The sequence below is a fragment of the Rhizobacter sp. LjRoot28 genome, from assembly GCF_964253025.1.
Lineage (GTDB): Bacteria > Pseudomonadota > Gammaproteobacteria > Burkholderiales > Burkholderiaceae_C > Rhizobacter.
Map to the genome: position 1 here is coordinate 1,119,295 of NZ_CAXUQC020000001.1, position 22,823 is coordinate 1,142,117.

The 22,823-nt window shown below is 68.5% G+C and carries 18 protein-coding genes; 16 read left to right on the forward strand and 2 right to left on the reverse strand.

Going from position 1 to position 22,823, the window contains the following annotated elements; translation table 11 throughout:
• Positions 1–2 precede the first annotated feature (2 nt).
• Complete coding sequence (locus tag ACSQ2F_RS05325) at positions 3–1,736, forward strand: M14 family zinc carboxypeptidase (RefSeq protein ID WP_436020519.1); 1,734 nt, start codon at positions 3–5, stop codon at positions 1,734–1,736.
• A gap of 64 nt (positions 1,737–1,800) precedes the next feature.
• Positions 1,801–2,517 (forward strand): aspartate/glutamate racemase family protein, encoded by a 717-nt coding sequence (locus ACSQ2F_RS05330; protein ID WP_436020521.1) that lies wholly within the window; start codon positions 1,801–1,803, stop codon positions 2,515–2,517.
• Positions 2,518–2,691: 174 nt separating this feature from the next.
• Here the strand turns inward: ACSQ2F_RS05330 and ACSQ2F_RS05335 are convergent, their stop codons facing one another.
• Positions 2,692–4,254, reverse strand: a complete 1,563-nt coding sequence (locus tag ACSQ2F_RS05335; RefSeq protein WP_436020523.1) for a helicase HerA-like domain-containing protein — start codon at positions 4,252–4,254, stop codon at positions 2,692–2,694.
• A 162-nt stretch (positions 4,255–4,416) separates the two neighbouring features.
• Between ACSQ2F_RS05335 and ACSQ2F_RS05340 the strand changes: the two genes are divergently transcribed.
• The 11 genes from ACSQ2F_RS05340 (at position 4,417) to ACSQ2F_RS05390 (ending at position 17,544) form a co-directional block, all read left to right on the forward strand.
• Complete coding sequence (locus ACSQ2F_RS05340; protein WP_436020525.1) at positions 4,417–5,139, forward strand: YebC/PmpR family DNA-binding transcriptional regulator; 723 nt, start codon at positions 4,417–4,419, stop codon at positions 5,137–5,139.
• Positions 5,140–5,224: 85 nt separating this feature from the next.
• Positions 5,225–6,511 (forward strand): phosphoribosylamine--glycine ligase, encoded by a 1,287-nt coding sequence (gene purD / locus ACSQ2F_RS05345; RefSeq protein WP_436020527.1) that lies wholly within the window; start codon positions 5,225–5,227, stop codon positions 6,509–6,511.
• 11 nt (positions 6,512–6,522) lie between these two features.
• Positions 6,523–7,449 carry an oxygen-dependent coproporphyrinogen oxidase gene (gene hemF, locus ACSQ2F_RS05350; RefSeq protein WP_436020529.1) on the forward strand — a complete coding sequence of 309 codons (927 nt, stop codon included), beginning with the start codon at positions 6,523–6,525 and terminating at the stop codon, positions 7,447–7,449.
• The gene (gene nadD / locus ACSQ2F_RS05355) at positions 7,446–8,039 is read left to right on the forward strand and encodes a nicotinate-nucleotide adenylyltransferase (RefSeq protein WP_436020531.1); all 594 of its coding nucleotides are present in this window, start codon (positions 7,446–7,448) and stop codon (positions 8,037–8,039) included. The genes hemF and nadD overlap by 4 nt, the downstream gene beginning before the upstream one ends.
• On the forward strand, positions 8,040–8,870 hold the full coding sequence (gene rsfS / locus ACSQ2F_RS05360; protein WP_436020533.1) for a ribosome silencing factor: 831 nt from the start codon (positions 8,040–8,042) through the stop codon (positions 8,868–8,870).
• Positions 8,867–9,334, forward strand: a complete 468-nt coding sequence (rlmH, locus tag ACSQ2F_RS05365; RefSeq protein WP_436020535.1) for a 23S rRNA (pseudouridine(1915)-N(3))-methyltransferase RlmH — start codon at positions 8,867–8,869, stop codon at positions 9,332–9,334. Before rsfS ends, rlmH begins: the two co-directional genes overlap by 4 nt.
• 16 nt (positions 9,335–9,350) lie before the next feature.
• The gene (locus ACSQ2F_RS05370) at positions 9,351–9,968 is read left to right on the forward strand and encodes a Maf family protein (protein ID WP_436020537.1); all 618 of its coding nucleotides are present in this window, start codon (positions 9,351–9,353) and stop codon (positions 9,966–9,968) included.
• A 35-nt stretch (positions 9,969–10,003) separates the two neighbouring features.
• Positions 10,004–11,497: a ribonuclease G gene (gene rng / locus ACSQ2F_RS05375; protein WP_436020539.1), complete on the forward strand. Its 1,494-nt coding sequence runs from the start codon at positions 10,004–10,006 to the stop codon at positions 11,495–11,497.
• A gap of 102 nt (positions 11,498–11,599) precedes the next feature.
• A complete protein-coding gene (locus tag ACSQ2F_RS05380; RefSeq protein WP_436020541.1) occupies positions 11,600–12,820 on the forward strand; it encodes a cation:proton antiporter in 1,221 nt (406 codons plus the stop codon).
• A 431-nt stretch (positions 12,821–13,251) separates the two neighbouring features.
• Positions 13,252–15,189: a Cache 3/Cache 2 fusion domain-containing protein gene (locus ACSQ2F_RS05385; protein ID WP_436020543.1), complete on the forward strand. Its 1,938-nt coding sequence runs from the start codon at positions 13,252–13,254 to the stop codon at positions 15,187–15,189.
• 207 nt (positions 15,190–15,396) lie between these two features.
• Positions 15,397–17,544 carry a TonB-dependent siderophore receptor gene (locus tag ACSQ2F_RS05390; protein ID WP_436020545.1) on the forward strand — a complete coding sequence of 716 codons (2,148 nt, stop codon included), beginning with the start codon at positions 15,397–15,399 and terminating at the stop codon, positions 17,542–17,544.
• Positions 17,545–17,582: 38 nt separating this feature from the next.
• On the opposite strand, the gene ACSQ2F_RS05395 is transcribed toward ACSQ2F_RS05390, so the two are convergent.
• A complete protein-coding gene (locus ACSQ2F_RS05395; protein ID WP_436020547.1) occupies positions 17,583–18,182 on the reverse strand; it encodes a DedA family protein in 600 nt (199 codons plus the stop codon).
• A gap of 247 nt (positions 18,183–18,429) precedes the next feature.
• Between ACSQ2F_RS05395 and ACSQ2F_RS05400 the strand changes: the two genes are divergently transcribed.
• From ACSQ2F_RS05400 to ACSQ2F_RS05410, 3 genes are all read left to right on the forward strand, one after another.
• A complete protein-coding gene (locus tag ACSQ2F_RS05400) occupies positions 18,430–20,586 on the forward strand; it encodes a PEP-CTERM sorting domain-containing protein (RefSeq protein ID WP_436020549.1) in 2,157 nt (718 codons plus the stop codon).
• Positions 20,583–21,713: a hypothetical protein gene (locus tag ACSQ2F_RS05405; protein ID WP_436020551.1), complete on the forward strand. Its 1,131-nt coding sequence runs from the start codon at positions 20,583–20,585 to the stop codon at positions 21,711–21,713. Before ACSQ2F_RS05400 ends, ACSQ2F_RS05405 begins: the two co-directional genes overlap by 4 nt.
• A gap of 141 nt (positions 21,714–21,854) precedes the next feature.
• Positions 21,855–22,799: a PEP-CTERM sorting domain-containing protein gene (locus ACSQ2F_RS05410; RefSeq protein ID WP_436020553.1), complete on the forward strand. Its 945-nt coding sequence runs from the start codon at positions 21,855–21,857 to the stop codon at positions 22,797–22,799.
• Positions 22,800–22,823: the final 24 nt, after the last annotated feature.

Genomic DNA, 22,823 nt, shown 5'->3' on the forward strand with positions numbered 1-22,823 from the left:
CCATGTTGCGCCGTCTGTCCCGTTCCGTGTCCTTTTCGCTGACGGGTCTGCTCGCGGCCGCGCTGCTGGCCGCCTGCGGCTCGGCGCCGGACCTGCGCACGCCGCCTCCGCTGGTGCGTTCGCGCATCGCCCCGCCCCCGACGCCGGCCTCCGCCCCCGCCTCTGCGGCGGCTCCCGTGCTGGCCGCGCCGTCGGCGGAGTTGCCGGCGTCCGCGCCCGTGACCCCCGGTGCATCCGCAACGCCCTTGGAAACGCCGGCCGTCGCCGCACGGTTCCCCGAACCATCGATCGCGTATCCGCTCCCGTCGCTGGCCCCTGGCCGCACGGAGTTCACCTCGGCCGCTGAAATGCAGGCGCTGCTGCAGGGCTTGACGGCGGCGGCCTCCACCGCCTCGGGCGAGAACCCGCCGAGCGTCACGCTGCTCCAACTCGGCAGCTCGCAGCAGGGCACGCCGCTGCAGGCGCTGCTCTTCACGCGCCATCCCTCTCCGTCGCCATCGGTGATCGTGCGGGGCGGTCGGCCCACGGTGTTGCTCATCGGGCAGCAGCACGGTGACGAGCCCGCCAGTGCCGAAGCCCTGCTGGTGCTGGCACGCGAGCTCGCTTCGGGCGGGCTGCAAGGCCTGCTCGACCGCATCAACGTGCTGATCCTGCCGCGCGTGAACCCGGATGGCGCCTTGCTCGCCCAGGCTGCGGCCGCCAACGGCGTCGACCTGGACACCGACCACCTGCTCCTGACCACGCCCGAGGCCCGCGCCGTCGCGAGCCTGGCCCGCGACTACCGGCCCCTCGTCGTGATCGACGCCCACGAGTACCCGCTCGATCCGGGGCATGCCGAGCGCTTCGGCGGCGCCCAGCGCGCCGACCTGCTGTTGCAGTACGCCAGCACGGCCGGCCTGCCGGACTTCGTCATGAAGGCCTCCGAGGAGTGGTTCCGCCAGCCGCTGGTGCGCGCCCTGAAGGGCGACGGCCTGACCGTCGACTGGTCGCACCGCCCGGTGGCCGATGTGACCGCCCGCCGCATGGCCATGGGTACGCCCAGTCCGGACAACGCGCGCAACGTCAACGGCCTGCGCAACGCGGTGAGCTTCATCGTCGAATCGCGTGGCGGCAACCTGGGCCGCACGCACCTCAACCGCCGGGTGTTCAGCCACGTCACCGCCATCTCGCACCTGCTGCGCAGCAGCGCCCAGCGCGCGGACGATCTCGTCAAGCTGCGCAAATACGTCGATGCCTCGGTGCGCGCCGAACTCTGCAGCGGCGAAATGCTCATCGACGCCCGGCTCACGCCGGCCGAGCATTCGCTGGTGATGCTGGACCCGCAGACCGGGGAAGACAAGAACGTCGCGGTCAACTGGGATTCGGCCTTGCTGCTGCGTGACGGCAAGCCGCGCAGCCGCCCCTGCGGCTACTGGTTGGCCGCAAACCAGACGGAAGCGGTGGCGCGCCTGCGCGGGTTGGGCCTGCGGGTCGAGCAACTGCTCGAGGCCGTGGAGATGCAGGGCGATGTGAACACGGGCGCGCCGGTGGCGGGTGAGCGCGAGTTCCTTGCCTTCAATGCCCCGGCGGGCAGCTATTACGTGCCGCTCAGCCAGGCCTGGGCGCGGCTCGTGGTGGCGGCCATGGAGCCCGACTCCGCCCATGGCCTGGTGGCACGCAAGGTGGCGGATGGCGGGCCGCGGCGTCTGGTGAAGGTGACGACCGTACCGAAGGTGCGGCGCACCATCGTGCCGTGAGTGTGGCCCCCTCCTGCCGAGCCGGCTGGTCGAAGTCGTGCGGCTTGAACCGGCGAACCTGACCATGCCGCTTCACATCGGAATCGTCGGCTGCTCCGCCGAAGGCGCGGCCCTTTGCTATCGGACGATCTGCGCCGAAGGCGCCCGGCTGCTGGGCGCCCACGCCCACCCCGAAGTGTCGATGCACACGCCTTCGCTGGCGCGGTACGTGGCCTGCCTCGATCGAGGCGATCTGGACGGTGTGGCGGAGCTCATGCTCGGCTCGGCCAGGAAGCTGGCGGCGGCGGGTGCGGACTTTCTCGTCTGCCCCGACAACACCATCCACCAGGCGTTCTCGCACGTCGAATCGCGGTCGCCCTTGCCGTGGCTTCACATCGCCGACGAGGTGGCGCGCGTGGCGGCGGAGCGAGGCTTCGGGCGGCTCGGCATCACGGGCACCCGCTGGCTCGTCGACAGCGACGTGTACCCGGAACGGTTGGCGGCAATGAACATCGAATCCCTGCGTCCGTCGGCCGCCGATCGCGACGAGATGGCCCGCATCATCATGGATGAACTGGTCTGCGGCATCTTCCGGCCGACGGCCACGGCGTGCTTCCAGCGTGTGATCGAGTCCTTCAAGCAACGCGGCTGTGACGCCGTGGTGCTGGGTTGCACTGAAATTCCGCTGATCATCAACGACGCGAACTCGGCGTTGCCAACGCTCGATTCGACACGCATCCTTGCCCGTGCGGCGCTCGGCCGAGCGGTGCCCGAGGCTCGCGGTCAGTTGCCGTTAGGCTGAAGCGGCTTGCGTTCAGGCCGCCGGGGCGGTCACCATGGCGCGCCATCGCGATGACCCTGGAAGCGGCAGGGCGCCCAGCAAGCCGCTCGTGAACACCGGCGTCCCCAGCAACTGATGGCCGCTCGCGAACGCTCGAGCACGGCGTTGGGGCGGCAGGACGGCGGCGCATTCGCCTCAGCGCCGCCGCTTCGTCCCGCCGCCGAAGATGCCGCCCAGCACGCCACGCACGATCTCGCGACCGACGCTCGAGCCCATGGTGCGGATGGCGGACTTGGCGAGCGTCTGGGCCAGCCCGTCGTGCTTGCCGCCCCGGGGGCCGGTGGTGCCGAAGAGCAGGTCGTTGAGACCGCCCATGAGGCCTCCGCCGTTGTCGGCAGGAGGGGTGCCGCCCACGGGCGGGGCGCCCGCTGTGGCACCGCGGCCGGCCTGCGCTCGGGCATCGGCCGCCTGCTCCACGCTCACCTCGGCGCGGCCCTTGAGCTTCTCGTAGGCCGATTCGCGGTCGACCGTCTTCTCATAGACGCCGGCGACGAGTGAGCCTCCCATGAGGGCTTGGCGCTGCGCCGGCGTGATGGGCCCGATCTGGCTGCCCGGCGGAATCACGAAGACGCGCTGGGTGACGCTGGGGCGGCCCTTCTCGTCGAGCAGGCTGATCAGCGCTTCGCCGACGGCCAGTTCGGTGATGGCGGTCTCGATGTCGAGGCCGGGATTGCTGCGCATGGTGCTGGCCGCGGCCTTCACGGCTTTCTGGTCGCGCGGGGTGAAGGCGCGCAGCGCATGCTGCACGCGGTTGCCGAGCTGCGACAGCACGGTGTCGGGAATGTCGAGCGGGTTCTGCGTGACGAAGTAGACCCCGACGCCCTTGCTGCGCACCAGGCGCACGACCAGTTCGATGCGTTCGACCAGCGCCGTCGGTGCGTCCTTGAACAGCAGGTGCGCCTCGTCGAAGAAGAACACCAGCTTCGGCTTGTCGAGGTCGCCCACTTCGGGCAATTGTTCGAACAGTTCCGACAGCATCCAGAGCAGGAAGGTGGCGTACAGCCGGGGCGCGTTCATCAGCTTGTCGGCCGCCAGCACGTTCACCACCCCCTGGCCCGAAACGGTCTGCATGAAGTCGGCGATGTCGAGCATTGGTTCGCCGAAGAAGCGGTCACCGCCCTGTTCCTCGATCTGCAGCAGGCCGCGCTGGATGGCGCCGACGCTGGCCGCGCTCACGTTGCCGTACTCGGTGGTGTAGTCGCTGGCGTTGTCGCCGACGTGCTGCAGCATGGCCCGCAGGTCCTTCAGGTCGAGCAGCAGCAGGCCGTTGTCGTCAGCGATGCGGAAGACGAGGTTGAGCACGCCCGCCTGGGTCTCGTTGAGCGCCAGCATGCGGGCCAGCAGCAACGGGCCCATGTCGGTGACGGTGGCGCGCACCGGGTGCCCTTGCTCGCCGAAGACGTCCCAGAGCGTGGCCGGGCAGGCGGCCGGAGGAGCGGGCGTGATGCCGCGCTCGGCGAGCACTGCGGCCAGCTTGTCGCCGATGCGCCCGGCCTGGGTGATGCCGGTCAGGTCGCCCTTCACATCGGCCATGAACACGGGCACGCCGATGCGGCTGAAGCCCTCGGCAAGGCCCTGCAACGTGATCGTCTTGCCCGTGCCGGTGGCCCCGGTGATCAGGCCGTGGCGGTTCGCCAGGGCGGGCAGCAGGTGGCACTCGATCTCGCCGTGACGGGCGATCAGCAGGGGGTCGACCATGAATGACTCCGGAATGAGGGGCGGCGGCAAGTAAAATCGGAGTTTAGGGCTTGTTCCACTGGCGGGTGCCAGGCGAACGGCCCGGGCGCACGATTCCCTTTCCCAGAACCAGAGTGGCCGCCGGCGGAGACCCCGCCGCGCCGGCCCGCACGAGGAGCCTTCATGGCCGGACATTCCAAATGGGCCAACATTCAGCACCGCAAGGGCCGCCAGGACGAGAAGCGCGGCAAGCTGTGGACGCGCGTGATCCGAGAGATCATCGTCGCGGCCCGACACGGGGGCGGTGATCCCAAGGAGAATCCTCGCCTGCGCCTGGCGATCGAGAAGGCCAAGGCGGTCAACATGCCGCTGGACACGGTCAAGAAGAACATCGACAAGGCGACCGGCAACCTCGAGGGCGTCGCCTACGAGGAAGTGCGCTACGAGGGCTACGGCATCGGTGGCGCCGCCGTCATCATCGACTGCATGACCGACAACCGCGTGCGCACCGTCGCCGAGGTGCGTCACGTGTTCAGCAAGTACGGCGGCAACCTCGGCACCGAAGGCTCGGTGGCCTTCCAGTTCAAGCATGTGGGCCAGCTGATCTTCGCGCCCGGCACGAACGAGGACCGCGTGATGGAAGTGGCCCTGGAGGCCGGCGCCGACGACGTGGTCACCCACGACGACGGGTCGCTGGAAGTGCTGACCGCTCCCCACGACTTCGAGGCGGTGCAGGCCGCCCTCGAAGCCGCAGGCCTGAAGGCCGAGATGGGCGAGGTCACCATGCGGGCCGAGAACACGGTCGAACTGGCTGGCGACGACGCGGCCCGCATGCAGAAGCTGCTCGACATGATCGAGGACCTGGACGACACCCAGGACGTCTTCCACAACGCGGTGATGGGTTGACCCACGCCCGAGGCCCAGGCCTTGATGCTGCCCCGGCTCACGATGCCGGCGGCGGCCCCCAACGACCCAGACAATCGGTGACCCCATGAAAATTCTCGTGATCGGCTCAGGTGGCCGCGAACATGCGCTCGCCTGGAAGCTCGCGCAGTCCCCGCGCGTACAAGCCGTGCATGTGGCACCCGGTAACGGCGGCACCGCGCTCGACCCCAACCTCAGGAACGTGGCCATCACCGACGTGAAGGCGCTGGCCGACTACGCCGAGGCGGAGAAGATCGGCCTCACCGTCGTCGGACCCGAGGCACCGCTTGCCGCCGGCGTGGTGGACGAGTTCCGGGCCCGCGGCCTGCGCATCTTCGGGCCCACCCGTGCTGCCGCGCAGCTGGAGAGCTCCAAGGCCTTCGCCAAGGACTTCATGAAGCGCCATGCCATCCCGACGGCGGCGTACGACACCTTCAGCGACGTCGCGGCGGCGCATGCGTATGTCGACCGCATCGGCGCGCCCATCGTCATCAAGGCGGACGGCCTGGCCGCCGGCAAGGGCGTGGTGGTGGCGATGTCGCTCACCGAGGCGCACGAGGCCGTCGACTGGATGCTCGCGGGCGACGACAACAAGCTGGGCGTGCAGCACAACGCGGGCGGCGCCCGTGTGGTGATCGAGGAATTCCTGCGCGGCGAGGAAGCGAGCTTCATCGTGCTGTGCGACGGCAAGAACGTGCTGCCCCTGGCGACGAGCCAGGACCACAAGCGCCTGCTCGATGCGGACGAAGGCCCGAACACCGGCGGCATGGGGGCGTACTCGCCCGCCCCGGTGGTCACGCCCAACGTGCATGCCCGGGCCATGCAGGACATCATTCTGCCTACCATCGCCGGCATGGCCCGCGACGGCATTCCGTTCACCGGCTTCCTCTACGCCGGCCTGATGATCGACGAGGACGGCGTCCCCCGCACGCTCGAGTTCAACACCCGCATGGGCGACCCCGAGACGCAGCCCATCATGATGCGACTCAAGAGCGACCTCGTGGAGGTGTTCCTGGCCGCGACCGACGGCACGCTCGACCAGGTCGAGCTGCAGTGGGACCGCCGGGTGGCGCTCGGCGTCGTGATGGCCGCGCATGGCTATCCGCTGACGCCGCGCAAGGGCGACGTCGTCACCGGCCTGCCAGCGGAGAGCCCGGACGCCATGGTCTTCCATGCCGGTACCGCGAAGACCGATCAGGGCGTGGTGACCACGGGTGGCCGGGTGCTGTGCGTCACGGCGCTCGGCGACTCGGTGAAGATGGCGCAGCAACGCGCCTACGACGCCTTGGGCAGCATCCGCTTCGACGGTGCACAGTACCGCCGCGACATCGGCTACCGCGCCATCAAGCGCTGAACGTTCATCCCATGGATTTCGCCTCCGTCCGCCAGTACCTGCTGTCGCTGCAGCACCGCATCGTCACGGCCCTCGAGGAAGAGGGCCGCGAGCCGTTCATCACGGATGCCTGGTCGCGCGACCCCGGCGGCCCGCTGGAGGGCGATGGCCGCTCGCGGTTGATCGAGGGCGGGGCGCTGCTGGAGCGTGGCGGCTGCAACTTCTCGCACGTGCGCGGCCGGGCGATGCCGCCTTCGGCCACCGCGCACCGGCCCGAACTGGCGGGGGCACCCTTCGAGGCCATGGGAGTCTCGCTGGTGTTCCACCCCCGCAACCCGTATGTGCCCACGGTGCACATGAACGTGCGCATGTTCGCCGCGCTGCCCGTGGGCCGCGAGCCCGTCGTGTGGTTCGGCGGCGGCATGGACCTGACCCCGTATTACGGCTTCGAGGAAGACGCGGTGCACTTTCACCGCGTCAACCGGGACGCGCTCGCCCCGTTCGGTGACACCCTCTACCCGCGCTTCAAGGCGTGGTGCGACGAGTACTTCTTCCTCAAGCACCGCAACGAGCCGCGCGGCGTGGGCGGCGTCTTCTTCGACGACTTCGCCGAAGGCGGTTTCGACAACGGGTTCGCGCTCATCCGCGCCGTCGGCGATGCCTTCCTGCCGGCCTACCTGCCCGTGCTGCAGCGCCGCCGCGCGCTCGACCACGGCGAGCGCGAGCGCGACTTCCAGACCTATCGGCGCGGGCGCTACGTCGAGTTCAACCTCGTCTTCGACCGCGGCACCCACTTCGGCCTGCAGTCGGGTGGCCGCACCGAGTCCATCCTCATGTCGATGCCGCCGGTGGTGACCTGGCGCTACGACTGGACGCCCGAGGCCGGCACGCCCGAGGCCCGCCTGTACACCGAGTTCCTGCGTCCGCGCGACTGGGCGGACGAGGGCGCCGCCCCTTGAAACGCATCGGCCTCTTCGGCGGCAGCTTCGACCCCGTGCATGTGGCCCACGTGGCGCTTGCACGGCTGGCGCTCGAGCAGCTGGCGCTCGACGAGGTGCGCTGGATCCCGGCCGGTCGGCCGTGGCAGAAGGCGCGCAACCTGGCGCCCGCCACCGACCGCGCCGCGATGGTGGCGCTCGCCATCGCCGACGAGCCGCGCTTCGTGCTGGACCGCTGCGAGATCATGCGCAGTGGCGCCAGCTACACGTTCGACACCGTGCGCGAGCTTCAGGCGAGCCAAGCCGCGGCACAATGGTTCCTGATCATCGGGCAGGACCAGTACGCCAGCCTGCATACCTGGCTCGGCTGGGAGAAATTGCTGGAGCGGGTGACGCTCGCCGTGGCCAACCGCCCCGGCCTGCTGCCCCAAGCCAGTCCCGAAGTGCAGAAGGTGGCCCACCAGACGGTCGGGCTGCCCATGATGGACATCTCGTCCACCGACATCCGCGCCCGCGTGGCGGCAGGCCTCAGCATCACTTCGCTGGTGCCTGCTGCCGTAGCACGCTATATTGACCAACACCACCTCTATCGAGGAACCCACGGGAGCTGAATGGACATCCGAAAACTGCAGCGCGCCATCGTCGATGGCCTTGAAGACGTCAAGGCCCAGGACATCGCCGTCTACGACACCGAACACCTGTCGCCGCTCTTCGAGCGCGTCATCATCGCTTCGGGCACCTCGAACCGGCAAACCAAGGCGCTGGCTGCCAGCGTGCGCGATGCGGTCAAGGCCGAGGGCTTCAGCGTGCCGCGCGTGGAAGGCGAAGTGAATGGCGAGTGGATCATCGTCGACTGCGGCGCCGCCGTCGTCCACGTGATGCAACCCACCATCCGCGAGTACTACCACCTCGAGGAAATCTGGGGCGACAAGCCGGTGAAACTGCAAGCCCAGCGCAGCACCCGTCTCGTCAAGGCGGAGGAACCGGAAGCCGCGCCCAAGAAGGCTGCCGCCAAGAAGGCCGCTCCGAAGAAGGCTGCCGCGACCGACGCTGCCGAGAAGGCGCCCGCCAAGAAAACCGCCGCGAAGAAGGCACCCGCCAAGACCGCTGCGGCGCCGGCCAAGAAGGCCGCTGCCAAGGCACCGGCCAAGAAGGCTGCTGCGAAGACGGCGACCACGCCGGCATCCAAGACGGCAGCCCGCAAGACGCCGGCGAAGAAGTCCGCTGACGCACCGGTGCGCACGCTCAAGGTCAATGAGCCGGGTGCCAAGCGCGGCTCGGCCAAGAGCGCGCCGGCCAAGAAGGTTGCCGCCAAGAAGACGGCGGCACCGAAGGCTGGCGTCACGCGCACCACCGGCGTCAAGTCGGCTGCGGCCAAGACGGCCTCGAAGGCTGCTCCGGCACGCAAGGCGCCCGCCAAGAAGGCCGCTCGCGGGGCGTGAAACTGCTCCTCGCCGCGGTGGGGCAACGGCAGCCGTCGTGGGCCGAAACGGCCTACGACGACTTCGCCAAGCGCTTCCCGCCCGAGATGCGCCTTGAACGCAAGGCCGTGAAGGCCGAGACGCGTGGTTCCCGCACCGCCGAGCAGATGATGGCGGCCGAGGCCACGCGGCTGGAAGCGGTGCTGCCGAAGGGCGTGCGGCGCGTGGTGCTCGACGAACGAGGCACTCGCCTCACCACCGTGCAGCTTGCGGCCCGCATGGAAGCCTGGCAACAGGACGGTCGGGACGTCGCCTTCCTGGTGGGTGGCCCCGACGGGCTGGACCCGGCACTCAAGGCCACGGCCGACGAGACGTGGCGCCTGTCCGACCTGACCTTGCCGCACGCCTTCGTGCGGGTGCTGCTGGCCGAAGCGCTGTACCGCGGCTGGACCGTGCTCGTGAACCATCCCTACCATCGGGAGTGACGCAACGCGTCGAGCCATGTCCGACTTCATCTACCTGGCGTCCGCCAGCCCGCGCCGTCGCCAGTTGCTCGACCAGATCGGGGTGCGGCACGAACTGCTGTTGCCCGGCCCGGAGGAAGACGCCGAGGCCCTCGAGGCCGAGCAACCGGGCGAGCAGCCGAGCGACTACGTGGCCCGGGTCACCCGCGCCAAGCTGAAAGCCGCGCGGGAGCGTTGGCAACTCCGCGGCTTGCCGCCGGCACCCATCCTGTGTGCGGACACCACCGTCTCTCTCGGTCGCCGCATCCTCGGCAAGCCGGTGGATGCCGCCCAGGCGCTGGCCACGCTCAAGGCGCTGGCCGGCAAGACGCATCGCGTGACCACCGCGGTCGCCCTGGCGATCGGGGACAAGGACACCATGGCCATCAACGTGTCGACCGTGCACATGGCGGCGGTGTCGAACGAACGGCTGGCCGCCTACGTGGCGAGCGGCGAACCGTTCGGCAAGGCAGGCGCCTATGCGATCCAGAGTGCCGCGGCCGCCTGGATCTCGCGCATTGAAGGGAGCTACTCCGCTATCATGGGTTTGCCTTTGTACGAGACGGCCGAACTGCTTCAGCAAGCAGGGGTACGCTTCCCCGCCGCACCCACCTGACTTGCGTGGACGCGGCCTTCCGAGATACCGCCTCCATGCAAGACATCCTCATCAACTGGTCGCCCCAGGAAACGCGCGTCGGCATCGTCGAGAACGGTGCCGTTCAGGAACTGCACGTCGAGCGCACGCTCGAGCGTGGCCTGGTCGGCAACATCTACACCGGCCGTGTCGCCCGTGTGCTGCCCGGCATGCAATCGGCCTTCATCGACATCGGCCTCGAACGCGCGGCCTTCCTGCACGTGGCCGACGTGCATGTCGCCGGTTCGCCGCGCGCCGAACACGGGCCCGGTGCGGCCCCGCCGCCCCCGATCGAACGGCTGGTGTTCGAAGGGCAGACGCTCACGGTGCAGGTCATCAAGGACCCGATCGGCACGAAGGGCGCGCGCCTCTCGACGCAGATCAGCATCGCCGGTCGGCTGCTCGTCTTCCTGCCGCAGGACGACCACATCGGCATCTCGCAGAAGATCGGTTCGCACGAACTGCGTGAACAGCTGCGCGAACGCATGAACGCGCTGGCGGGCAAGCCCGCCGATGAGACCACGCCCTACAACGGTGGCGGCTTCATCCTGCGCACCAACGCCGAGGACGCGACCGATGCCGAGCTGGCCGACGACATCGCCTACCTGCGCAAGACCTGGGGCCTGGTCCGGGAGCGCAGCTTCAAGACGCCCCCCGGCGTGCTGCTGCATCAGGACCTGAGCCTGGTCCAGCGGGTGCTGCGTGACCTGGCGACCGACAGCACCCAGAGCATCCGCATCGACTCGCGGGCCCAGTACGAGCAGCTGCTCGCGTTCGGAACCGAGTTCACCCCCACCTCGGTCAGCAAGCTTCAGCACTACAAGGGCGAGCGGCCCATCTTCGACCTCTACAACATCGACGACGAGGTCACGAAGGCCCTGGCGCGCCGGGTCGACCTGAAGTCGGGTGGCTACCTCATCATCGACCAGACCGAGGCGCTCACCACGGTCGATGTGAACACCGGCGGCTACGTCGGCGCGCGCAACTTCGACGACACGATCTTCAAGACCAACCTCGAGGCCACCCAGGCGATCGCGCGGCAGCTGCGCCTGCGCAACCTGGGCGGCATCATCATCATCGACTTCATCGACATGGCGCGCGAGGAGCACCAGGCCTCGGTGCTGGCTGAACTGCGGCGCCAGCTCGCGCGCGACCGCACCAAGATCACGGTGAGCGGTTTCACGCAGCTGGGCCTGGTCGAGATGACCCGCAAACGCACGCGGGAGTCGCTCGCCCACATGCTCTGCGAACCCTGCCCTACCTGCAGTGGCAAGGGCGAGGTCAAGACGGCGCGCAGCGTCTGCTACGACATCCTTCGCGAGATCCTCCGCGAGGCGCGGCAGTTCAACCCGAAGGAATTCCGGGTCATCGCGTCGGCGACGGTGGTGGAGATGCTGCTGGACGAGGAAAGCCAGCACCTGGCCGGCCTGAGCGACTTCATCGGCAAGCCGATCTCGCTGCAGGCGGAGGCCACCGGCTCACCGGAGGCCTATGACATCGTGCTGATGTAAGGTCCGCAGTCCCGTTGCTTGACCGTGCGACCCGCGTTGCCGGTGTGAGCCGGCTCCATCCCCGTGCCCGGCTCACGCCGAGCCGGCCCACACCGCCCTGACATGCAGATCCTCACCAGCCTTCTCGCCCTGATCGTGCTTGCGCGCCTGCTCGGGCACCTGTTCGTGCGATGGGGTCAACCGGCCATCGTGGGCGAGATGCTGGCCGGCATCATCCTGGGCCCGGCCTTGCTCGGGTATGTGGAGCCGAACGCCGCCTTGTCCGGCATCGCGTCGCTGGCGGTGTTCCTCGTGGTCCTGGCCGCCGGCCTGGAGATGAGCTTTCATGACGTCGTCTCGGCGATGAAGGGACGGGGCCTGGTGGTGTCGCTGCTGGCCTTCGCGCTGCCATTTGTCTCCGGGATCCTGGTGGCCTGGGCGTTCGACCTGGACCTGATGCGCACCGTCTTTCTGGGGCTGTGCATCTCCATCACGGCTTTGCCGGTGGCGGTGAAGCTGCTCGATGACCTGGGCTTGCTGTCGAGCCCCATCGGTCGCTATGCGGTGTCCACCGCCGTGGTGAATGACGTGCTGGCACTGTTCATCCTGGGCGTGCTGCTCGCCTTGCCCGAGCAGACCACCTGGGCCGCCGTCGCCACGACGGGTTCGGTGGTCATGCTCAAGCTGATCGGCCTTGCGGCTGCGGTGGTCGGGCTGAATGCCATCCTCACCTTCCTCGAGCGGCGCGGCGTCAACGTGACGGCCGGTCCCGAACGCCTGGTGGCGCTGTTCGGGCCGGAGGCCTTGTTCGGCATCGTGATCGTGTTCGTGCTGGCCTTCGGCTCGCTGAGCGAAAGCCTCGGCTTCCACTTCGTCATCGGCGCCTTCTTCGGCGCCGTGCTGCTCGACCAGAAGCACTTCGTGGCTTCCCGCTATGAAGACCTGCGCCGTACGCTCGGCTCCATCACCAACGGGTTCCTCGGCCCCGTGTTCTTTGCCTACCTCGGCCTCGAGTTCACCTTTTCCGCCTTCGAGGACCCGGCGTTCGTCGCGGCCGTGCTCTCCGCTGCCATCGCGTCGAAGGTGCTGGCCGGCTGGTGGGGCGGACGGGCGATCGGCATGTCCAAGCGCGAGGCCATGGGTCTCGGCTGCATCCTCAACGGACGTGGCGCCATGGAACTGGTGGTGGCCAGCATCGCGCTCGAACGCGGCTTCATCGGCCACGAGATGTTCTCGGTGCTGGTGCTGATGGGCGTGGTGACCACGCTGCTCGCGCCCATCACCTTCAACGCGCTGGTGTCGCGGGAGCAGCGGGAACAGTATCGCGAGACCGGGAAGCTCTGAAGGGTTCACCCCGGCGGAGCGAAGCAGGACGCGCCCAATCTGCGACGGGCATGGCCCTCGGCCCATGAGCTTCGCAGCGGGCTGGACAGGTCTGACAGCGCCGCCAGAGAGCGCACAAAGGATCGCCGGCGCCCTCGAAGCGTGGGAAGCCGCGCATCGTTTCCCTCGCGATGGCAGGTAGCGGGCCTTCATAGAGGCCGGGCCGACGGTGGGCGGCAGATCCTCATCGGCGGTCGACCATTCCACCCGAGGAAGACGAAGGGCGCATTCATCATGAGCGGCGACCAAGTGCTCGTGACGCATTTCGCACATCCATCGACTTCCTAGGGTTAACCCTTTGTTTTAGCTCAAGGAACCGACGGATCGGTCGATGGTTCGGCCATGCCGCAGCGGACCGGGCGGCCGTTCCTCATGACTTCAGGTCCTTTTCCATGATTCCATTTTCCTTTCGCTCCATCGGCCTCAAGTTGCAGGCCAGCGCCATCGGCGCCACGGCCATCGTCCTGCTCGTCGCGATCGGCTTCGTCAGCCTCACCTTGTGGCGTCAGGCCGAGGCGTCTGGCGAACGCCAGATCGTCGCCGCGGTAGACACGGCTTCCATGCTGCTCACCACGTCCGATGCGGCGTATCGCAAGTCGGCCTTGCGCGACTTCGGCATCTTCAAGTCGGCCCTGCCGCAGGAGTTCCAGCTCGTCGAGCGCGAGAACGCGGAGGGCCAGGCCGCCTCGCAGCTGCTGCATGGCGGTGAGGCACTGAACGGTGACTTCGACATCGTGGACCGCTTCACCACCAGCACCGGCTCGGTGGCCACGGTGTTCGCCCGGGTGGGCGACGACTTCCAGCGCATCACGACCTCGGTCAAGAAGGAGGATGGCAGTCGCGCGCTCGGCACCTTCCTCGGCAAGCAGTCTCCCGCCTACCAGGACATGGTCGACGGTCGGACCCGCGTCGACCGCTTTGCGCTCTTCGGCAAGACCTACATGCACGTGTATGAACCCATCCGTGAAGGCGGCCGGACGATCGGCGTGCTCTACGTCGGCGTGCCGATGGCGGACGATCTGGCCCAGCTGCGCACGTCGATGCAGGCGCGCGCGCTGTTCGAGTCCGGTCGCCTGTACACCGTCGAGCTGCGCCCTGGCGCGAGCCTGGGCACTGTCTTCGGGACCGACCGCGAACAGTCGCTCGCCAAGGGCAGCGACGAGGAACAGGCCCTCCTGAAGTTGCTGCAAGCGGAAGACGCAGGCGACGCAACCGTCTCCACGGCCGCAGGCAAGGTGCGCCGCGTGTTTGCCCGCAACAAGGCGTGGAACTGGGCCGTGGTGGCCGAGGTGCCGGCGCAGGAGATCACCGCCGAAGCGGCCGGCGTGTTGCGCCTGCTGTGGCTGGCCGTGGGTCTCGCGCTGGTCGCACTGGCCGGCGTGATCGTGGTGGTATCGAACCGGCTCATCTCGCGCCCCGTGGCGGACCTGCAGGCCCGGCTCACGCAGCTGGCCGAAGGTGACCTCAGCCGGCCGCTCGTGTCGCAGAGCCGGGACGAGATCGGGCAGTTGATGGACGCGATGGAGCACTTCCGCACCATGCTGCTGGCGTCACTCGACGGTGTGCGCCGCAATGCCGACAGCGTGGCCGTGGCCAGTGCCCAGATCGCCCAGGGCAACAGCGACTTGAGCGAGCGCACCGAGCGGCAGGCCAGCGCGATCGAGGAGACCGCGGCCTCGATGCAGCAGCTCGGCTCGACCGTGCGCCAGAACGCGGACCACGCCCGCGAAGCCAACGCGCTTGCCCAAGGCGCGAGCGACGTGGCGGCGCGCGGCGGCGCGGTGGTGAGCCAGGTGGTGGGCACGATGAAGGGCATCGACGACAGCTCCAAGCGCATTGCAGACATCATCGGCGTGATCGATGGCATCGCCTTTCAGACCAACATCCTGGCACTGAACGCCGCAGTCGAAGCGGCCCGTGCGGGCGAGCAGGGGCGCGGCTTCGCCGTCGTGGCCTCCGAGGTCCGTTCGCTGGCCCAGCGCTCGGCGCAGGCCGCCAAGGAGATCAAGAGCCTGATCGCCACGAGCGTCGAGCGGGTGGAGCAGGGCAGCGCGCTGGCCGGTCAGGCGGGCGCGACCATGGCCGAGGTCGTGGCAGCCATTCACCGCGTGAGCGAGATCGTCGCCGAGATCCGCTCGGCCACCGACGAGCAGCGCAGCGGGGTGGAGCAGGTCGGCCAGGCCGTCAACGAGATGGACCGCACGACGCAGCAGAACGCGGCGTTGGTCGAGGAGAGTGCGGCCGCGGCAGAGAGCCTTCGCGTTCAGGCGCAGCAAGTCGTCCACGCCATGGCGGTCTTCAAGCTGCAGGACGCGACGCCGGCCGTCTGATCGTTTGCGCGGTTTGGAGGGGCGGTCCGCGGGAGCGGACGCGCCCACGCACAGCTGCAACCCATGGTTCCTGGCTGCTGTGCGTGGCGACGTCCGTCATGGCGGACGGCGCAACGCGGCACCCCAACGCTTGTCGACGACGACCACGTCGAAATCTCAAGCGCCAGACGTCATAATGCGGTTGGATTCTCAATAGCATTAAACGACATGGTGATTCTTGAAGACCGGGCGTCTTGCGGCGCGTGGCAACGGCTGAGCCTGCTGGCCGCCTCGATCGCCTTCAGCACGGCCCATGCCGAGGCGGCTGAAGTGCCGCCTGAATCGTTGCTCCCGCCCATCACCGTGATCGCCCCGCCGACCCTCGATCCCACGACCGAAGGGCAACCGGGCTATGCGACCCGAGCCGCCACGGTCGGCGCGAAGGCGCCCACGCCCGTGAAGGAGATTCCAAGCTCGGTCAGTGTCATCACGCGGCAGAGAATCGTCGACCAAGGGTTGGTGTCGGTCGATCAAGCGCTGGCTCAGGTGACGGGCGTGACGGTGACCCCGTGGGACGGCGCCACCAACCAGATCCGCTCCCGGGGCTACCTGCTCGAATCGAGCCTCGATGGCATCCCCGTCTACGGGGGGCTGAACGCGACCAAGCAGTTCGACCTCGCCATGTTCGACCGGGTCGAAGTCCTTCGCGGACCCGCGGGCGGCTTCAAGGGCTCGGGCCAGCCCAGCGGCACCGCCAACTTCGTCCGTCGCAGAGGGCGCGAGTCCTTTGGCGGTTCGGCCACCTTGTCGACGGGACGATGGGAGAACCATCGGCTGGAAGCGGAGGTTGGCGGGCCGGTCAATGAAGGCGGCAGTGTGCGCACGCGGCTGGTGACGGCCGGACACGAGCGGCGGTTCCACTACGACCGCGCTTCGAGCCGCAAGGGCATGGTGTACGCGACGCTCGATGCCGATGTGGCACCCGACACCACCGTGTCGGTGTACGGCGCCCACCAGGACGACCAGTCCAGCCCGTTCGCAGGGCTGCCGGCGCGGACCGATGACAGGTTCCTCGACGTCCCTCGCTCCACCAACCCGTATCCTGGATGGACGCGCCATGACACCGTGACCACGATGGCAACGGTCGAAGTGGACCATCGCTGGACGCGTGACTGGCAGCTCCGCGCACGTGCCAGCCGCCAGACGCAGGGCTGGGGTTTTCGGGACGCCTATCCCACGACCGGCATCAACGCTCAGGGCACGGCAACCTACGCCGTACGAGGTTGGGACAGCGAATCAAGCCGGACCGCCCTCGACGTTCATGTGAACGGCAGTGTCGAGGTCTTCGCGCGGCGTCACACAGTGACCGCCGGATGGAACCGCGAGCGCTACGTGAGCGACACCTTCTACGGCGAAAGCCGCAGCATCGAGAACATCCCGATCCTCGATCCCGACCGTGTGCCGGAGCCTTCGATCCCGCCCTTCATTCGCCGCAGCCGCGAAGAGACGCGGCAGAGCGGCTTCTACGGCTTGCTGCGCTGGGCCGTGGCCGACGCCACGACCGTGGTGTTGGGTGCGAGGACGAGCGATTTTGAAGTCCGCTCGCGCAGTGGCGCTCCGGCTGCACCGACCCCCAACTGGTCGGCGGGTGCGCAGGAGACCGGTGAGGTCACGCCTTTCGCCGGCTTGATCCAGCAGCTCACCCCGACCGTCACGGCCTATGGCAGCTACTCGGAGATCTTTCTCCCGCAGACCCAGCGCGACGTGACGGGCCGCACCCTGGACCCGCGAATCGGTCACCAGGTCGAGATAGGATTCAAGGGTGAAGCGCGTGGGGGCCGCCTGCAGTGGTCGGTCGCGGCCTACCGCGGCCAGGACCGGAACCGGGCGTTCGCGGACGGCAGCAATCCGGGCAGCTTCATCCAGGCCGGCAAGGCGCAGGTGCAGGGCTGGGAAGCTGAAGTGAGCGGCAGCCCGTTCGTCGGACTGGACCTGCAGGCAGGCTATGCGCGAGTTGATTCGCGGTACCTGGAACACGCCACGCTCAAGGGCGCGACGCTGAGTCCCTTCGAGCCCCGACACGCGATCAAGCTCTATGGCCGATTCAGGGTGCCCGACTCGGCACTCTCCATTGGCGCAGGGCTTGACGTGTCGAGCGGCATGGTCGGGACGGGAGCACCTGGGGTAAGGGACCAAGGCGGCTACGCCGTCGTGCAGGCACAGGCGGGCTATCGGTTGAGCAAGGACGCCACGCTCGCACTCAGCGTCCACAATCTGTTCGACCGAACGTACTACGCCCGCATCGGCACGGCCAACGCCTACAACACGTTCGGCGAGCCTCGCCACCTGACGATGAGCCTTCGGACGTCGTTCTGAGGTTGACGACCCGGTACCATGCCCACGCGTTGCCTGCTTCAGCGTTGGGGCTTGAACCGCCACACCCGCCACAGGTAGACGATGAGTCCCCCGACCAGCACGACCCGCGTCACCGGTTCGACCCACCGCATCACGAGTTCGTACTGATCGGCCAAGGCATGACCGCCCCAGGTCAATGCGGAGACCCAGATCAACGAACCGAAGGCGGACCAGAGAAGAAAGCGCGGCAGCGGCATTTCGGCCACGCCGGCCGGTGCCGAAATCACGCTGCGCAGGGCGGGCACCAGCCGGCCGAAGAAGACGGCGGCAGCGCCCCGTCCCTGGAACCAGTGATGGGCACGGTCGATCTCGGCCGGCTCGACGGCAAGCCAGCGGCCGCGCCGGGCGGCCCACGCCTTCAATCGCTCGTGCCCGATCTTGCGGCCTGCCCAGTACCAGGGCAGGGTGCCCAGCAGCGAGCCCAGCGTGCCGGCCAACACGACGCCGACCGGCGACAAGTCGCCCCGCGATGACACGAAGCCGGCGAAAGGCATGATGAGTTCGGAGGGGACCGGCGGGAACACGTTCTCCAGCAGCATGAGGGCAGCCACCGCGAAGTAGCCGTACTGTTCGATGATGCCGACGATCCATTGAGCCATGCAGCGCAGTCTATCGGCGATGTCAGCGCAAGGTCGGGGCGGGGATTTGCGCTGAGCCGAGAATTCTCTGATTCACCGCGCAAGGCACTTCCCGACAGGGTTCACCGTACGCCCGGGCCGGCGAGCCGGGCCGAGCGGCGCAGGTCCGACGGTGACCCTGAGCGTCGCGAGGTCGCTGGCCCTCAGCGGTTTGCAGCAGGCCTACAGTACGTGGTCGCCGCCGACACGCGTGGCGAGGGAGGACGAGATGGGCATCCGGTCCTGCATCTTGATGCTGTGCGCATGCGCCGGCATGGCCGCCGCGGCGCACGCCGAACCTCGCTACCGCTTCGAGCCGCTTCCGGCGCGCGAGGGCCTCATCCCGTGGCGCATCGGCGGCTTCAATGACGCCGGCCAGGTGGCCACCGTGTGGTTCGAACCCGGTGAGCCCGAGCAATACGTGGCGGCGCTCTTCACACCCGGCAGCGGCCATGCGGCCATCGGGCCCGCTTCCTCGGGAGGGCTCGATCTGCACGGCATGAATGCCTCGGGCCACGTGGTTGGAAGCCTCGGCCACTGGGAGGACCCACGCGCGTGGCGCTTCGCGCCGGGCGCGGCCGCGTTCGGCGGCTTGGCGGCGGGCGCCGATGGTGCGGCCACGGGGGTCAACGATGCGGGCGTGGTGGTCGGCCACGCGGATTCGCGTCCCTGGATCGCACGGCCGGGCGAGACACCCGAGACGCTCGACCTCGGCGGCCTGGGCTTGCCAAGCGACATCAACAACCGGGGCGAAGTGCTCGTCGGCGGTCCGGGAGGTCCGGCCTTCGAGGTCTACCGCCACGACCTGGCCAGCGGGACCACGACCCAGGTGCGCACAGCGGACCAGACGGCGTTCACGGCCGCCATCCTGAACGATGCCGGCGATGTGGCCGTCACGATCGGCAGCCGGTTCCCCAGCGCGGGCATCGTCCGGGCCGACGGCAGCTTCAGTGCCCTCGCGGGACTGCCCGGACATTCATACCAATTCGCGCAAGACTTGAACAACCGCGGCCAGGTCCTCGGTTCCTCGTTCAATGGCGGTCCCGGCATCCCGTTCGACATGGCCTCGTTCGTCTATACGCCCGGCGAGGGCACGGCCAACCCGTTTGCGTCGACTGCCGTGCCCGACGGCTGGACCCAGCTCTCGCTGGAGGCTCTGAACGACCAGGGCGACCTCGTCGGCATCGGCCGGTTCGGGGACGAGTACCGATTCTTCGTGCTGGACGCCGTGGCGGCGCCGGTACCCGAGCCTGACAGCCTGGCGTTGTTCGGGGCCGGCTTGCTTGGCCTGGCGCTGCGCGCCCGCAGGCGCATCGCGCTCGGCGGACTGGCCCTGGTAGCCGCCGCTGGAGCGCAGGCGGCGCCGCGTTTCACGCTCGAGGCGTTGCGGGGCCCCGCAGCGCTGCCGGGCTACAGCCTGTACACGGTCGATGGCTTCAACGACCGCGGCCAGATCCTGACCATGTCGCGCAACGAGGTGGGATTCGGCTCGCTCAATCTCTACACACCGGGCTCGGGCCTCGTGTCGATCGATCCCGGTCCGGCACTGCGCATCGGCTACGACCTCAACGAGCAGGGACAGGTCGCCGGCGTCTACGACGGCCTGGCCCATGTGTTCGGTGCGAGCGGCACCGGTGGACCCGTGCCGGGCCTCTTTGGATTTTCGTCGTATGCCTATGCCGTCAATGACCACGGCATGGTCGTCGGGCAGCGAGATGGCGCCGGGCCGTACTGGTACACACCGGAGCAGGGCGTCAACTACATCCCTGTGCCCGGTGGTCTGGCGGTCGACGTGAACGAGCGCGACATGGTGCTGGTCGCGGCCGGCATTCCGGGCCAGCCCTACTGGCTGCACGACACCCGTACCGGCAGCACGACGGAGCTCGCATTGGACGCGCGGCTCGATGGCCGCGCCTGGCTCAATGATGTGGGAGACATCGCGTTCCAGGAAGTCGGTGAGTTCGGTTCCTGGGAGCGGGTGCATGTGTGGCGCGATGGGGCATTGACCGACGTGGGGGGCGTGAATGGCGGACAGGGCCACACGCTGCTCGACTTCAACGACCCGGGGTGGGTGCTCGGGCGCAGCTACCTGCCCGGCGAGGACGGACAAGGCACGATGGCCGGCTTTCTCAACCTGCCGGGTGAGGGCACGTTCGCATTGGACGCGCTGATCGATCCCGCGTCCCGCGCCGGCTGGTCGACACTGCTGCCGTTCAAGCTCAACGATGCGGGCGACATCGCGGGGTGGGGCGTGCATGAGGGCGAGCAGCGCTTGTTCGTGCTGAACGCCATCGCGACGCCCGTGCCGGAGCCGGCAAGCATGCTGCTGGTGATGGTGGGCGCTGCCGCCCTGGCCATGCGCGTCCGCCCCGGGAGCCGGACATGAGGCACGGACTCCGGCGGCTGACCCTGGGCCTCGGACTGGCGCTGTCCGTCGCGGCCAGCGCCGCCATGGGGAACGCTGCGCCCCGGTTCGCCTTCGAAGCGGTCGTCGAGCCCGCCGCTTTCGGGGACCTGTCGTTGCTCGTGGGATTCACCCCCTCCGGTGGGCTGGCCGGCGTCTGGCAAGGGCCGCAGGGCCAGGTGGCGGGTGTCATCGCGCCCGATGGCACGGCGTCCGGACACCTGCCGCTGCCGGACGATTTCCTGGCGGCGGACTTCGATGAGACCCACGGTGTCGTGGGCCAATGGCAGGGCCGCGCCTGGCGGGTCGGACAGGGGCTGAACGAACCCGTTGCCGGCCTGCCCGCTGACCAGCCCAGCCACGCCTCGGCGATCAACGCTTCCGGCGCGGTGATCGGCTGGCTGGGCGACCCGGGCGGCGAGTCCAGCCGGATGTTCGTTGCCGCACCTGGGCAAGGGCTGCGCACGTTCGGCGTCGCCGACGGGAACGCGCTCCCGTGGGACATCAACGATCGTGGCGAAGCGATCTTCGGCACCTATGGACAGGGCCAGTTCCGGGTGGATCTTGCGTCCGGGCAGGTCACCCCCTTCGGCCAGGACTACGCCTACGGCATCAACCGAGCGCTCATCAACGAACGCGGCGATATCGCGGTGGATGCCGGCTGGCGCTACGAGGAGCGGGTCGCCGTCTTCGCGCGCGACGGGTCGCGGGTCGACGTGACTCAGCCGCCCGACCTGCCTTTTGCCAATCTGCGTGACTTCAATGACCGGGGCGAGGTCCTGCTTGAGGCCTTCACGGGCGGTCCCGGTGTGCCTTACGAGAGCCGCTCGTTCCTCCACACACCGGGTGGTGGGTTGCTCGACATCCTGGCGGCCGTGGACGTGCCGCAAGGTTGGAGCGACCTCGCCTTCACCGACCTGAGCGATGACGGTGACATCGCCGGATGGGGAACGCAAGGCGGCGAGCGACGGCTGTTCATGCTGAATGCGATTGCGGGGCCTGTGCCGGAGGCCTCCACCGTGTGGCTGATGGCGATCGGCTGCGTGTGCCTTGCGGGTCATCTGGTGCGTTGCCAACGCCAACCTTCACCGCAAGGACGGCGGGTTTGAACCGTCCCGCGCCTGGGCAGTGAAGGTGGATCGCGCGCTGCACCGCGGGATGGGAGCGAGAGGCGAGATCGCAAGGTAGGGGTGGCGAGCGAGTGGTTCGTCTTCTATGTTGATTGAACTTGCCGCCTGCAGGAGACTGCCATGCCCATCCGTTCGAAGGCCGTACCGACGCGCTTAGCGCTCGTTCACGTCTTGCTGCTGGTCGGTGCTTCCGCTTCCGCCCAGTTGCAGACGGGCACCGTCTGCACGGTGTTCGAGGAGGACGAGCGTGGGCCCCGCAGCGAGACGGCGAGCAGTTGTCAGAGCAACGCATCCATCACCGTCCCTGGCGATCCGCCCCGCACCATGCAGGGGTCCAGCCAAGCGGATTCACGGATCGACCCCGGCACCTGGCAGGTCAGGGCGTCAACGGACACTGCCGATGGGTACGCAGAGGCACTCGCGGGCGTCTCCGTCGAAAGCAGCCTTTCCATACAGAGCAAAGATCCTTCGCGACGGGGCGAGCAGGTCTTCGTCACGTTCGAGGCACCCAAGGTCGCCGCCCACACCGAACTCGAGACGGTCGAACCACCCGTGAGCGAGTTTGATGAGATGTCCATCGCGACGACGCACCTGGGCTTCCGGTTCTACATGTTCACGCTCACCAGTGGCTCGGTGCTCGAATGGAACTGGACTGACGAAGTGCACGAGTACAACGCCAGCGGCACTTTCAACGACTCGCTTCGCCACGAAGTCACGGGTCAGTTGACATCACAGGTTGTGCCCATGCTGCTCGGGGAGGGCGCATGGTTCAGAATGTCGCTTCTCGCGCGAACCCATTCCCAGGGGACGGCAAGTGCGCGGGTCGAGACGGACCCGGCCATGTACTGGGGTGGCATCTCCAGCGTCGTGGATGCTGCGGGGCGACCGGTCGACTACGAAGTCCCGATCCACGACGGCATGGACTGGTCCAGGTCATACCTGCCTGGCGTGGCCGCCCCGGTTCCGGAGCCGGCCACGGTGCTGATGCTCGCCTTGGGCGTCGGCGGCGTGGTGCACGCGCGGCGACGCCGCGGCGCGTTGCAGGGCGGGGCGAGCCGCGCGTAGCGGCGGCCCGCGCACCGGAACCTA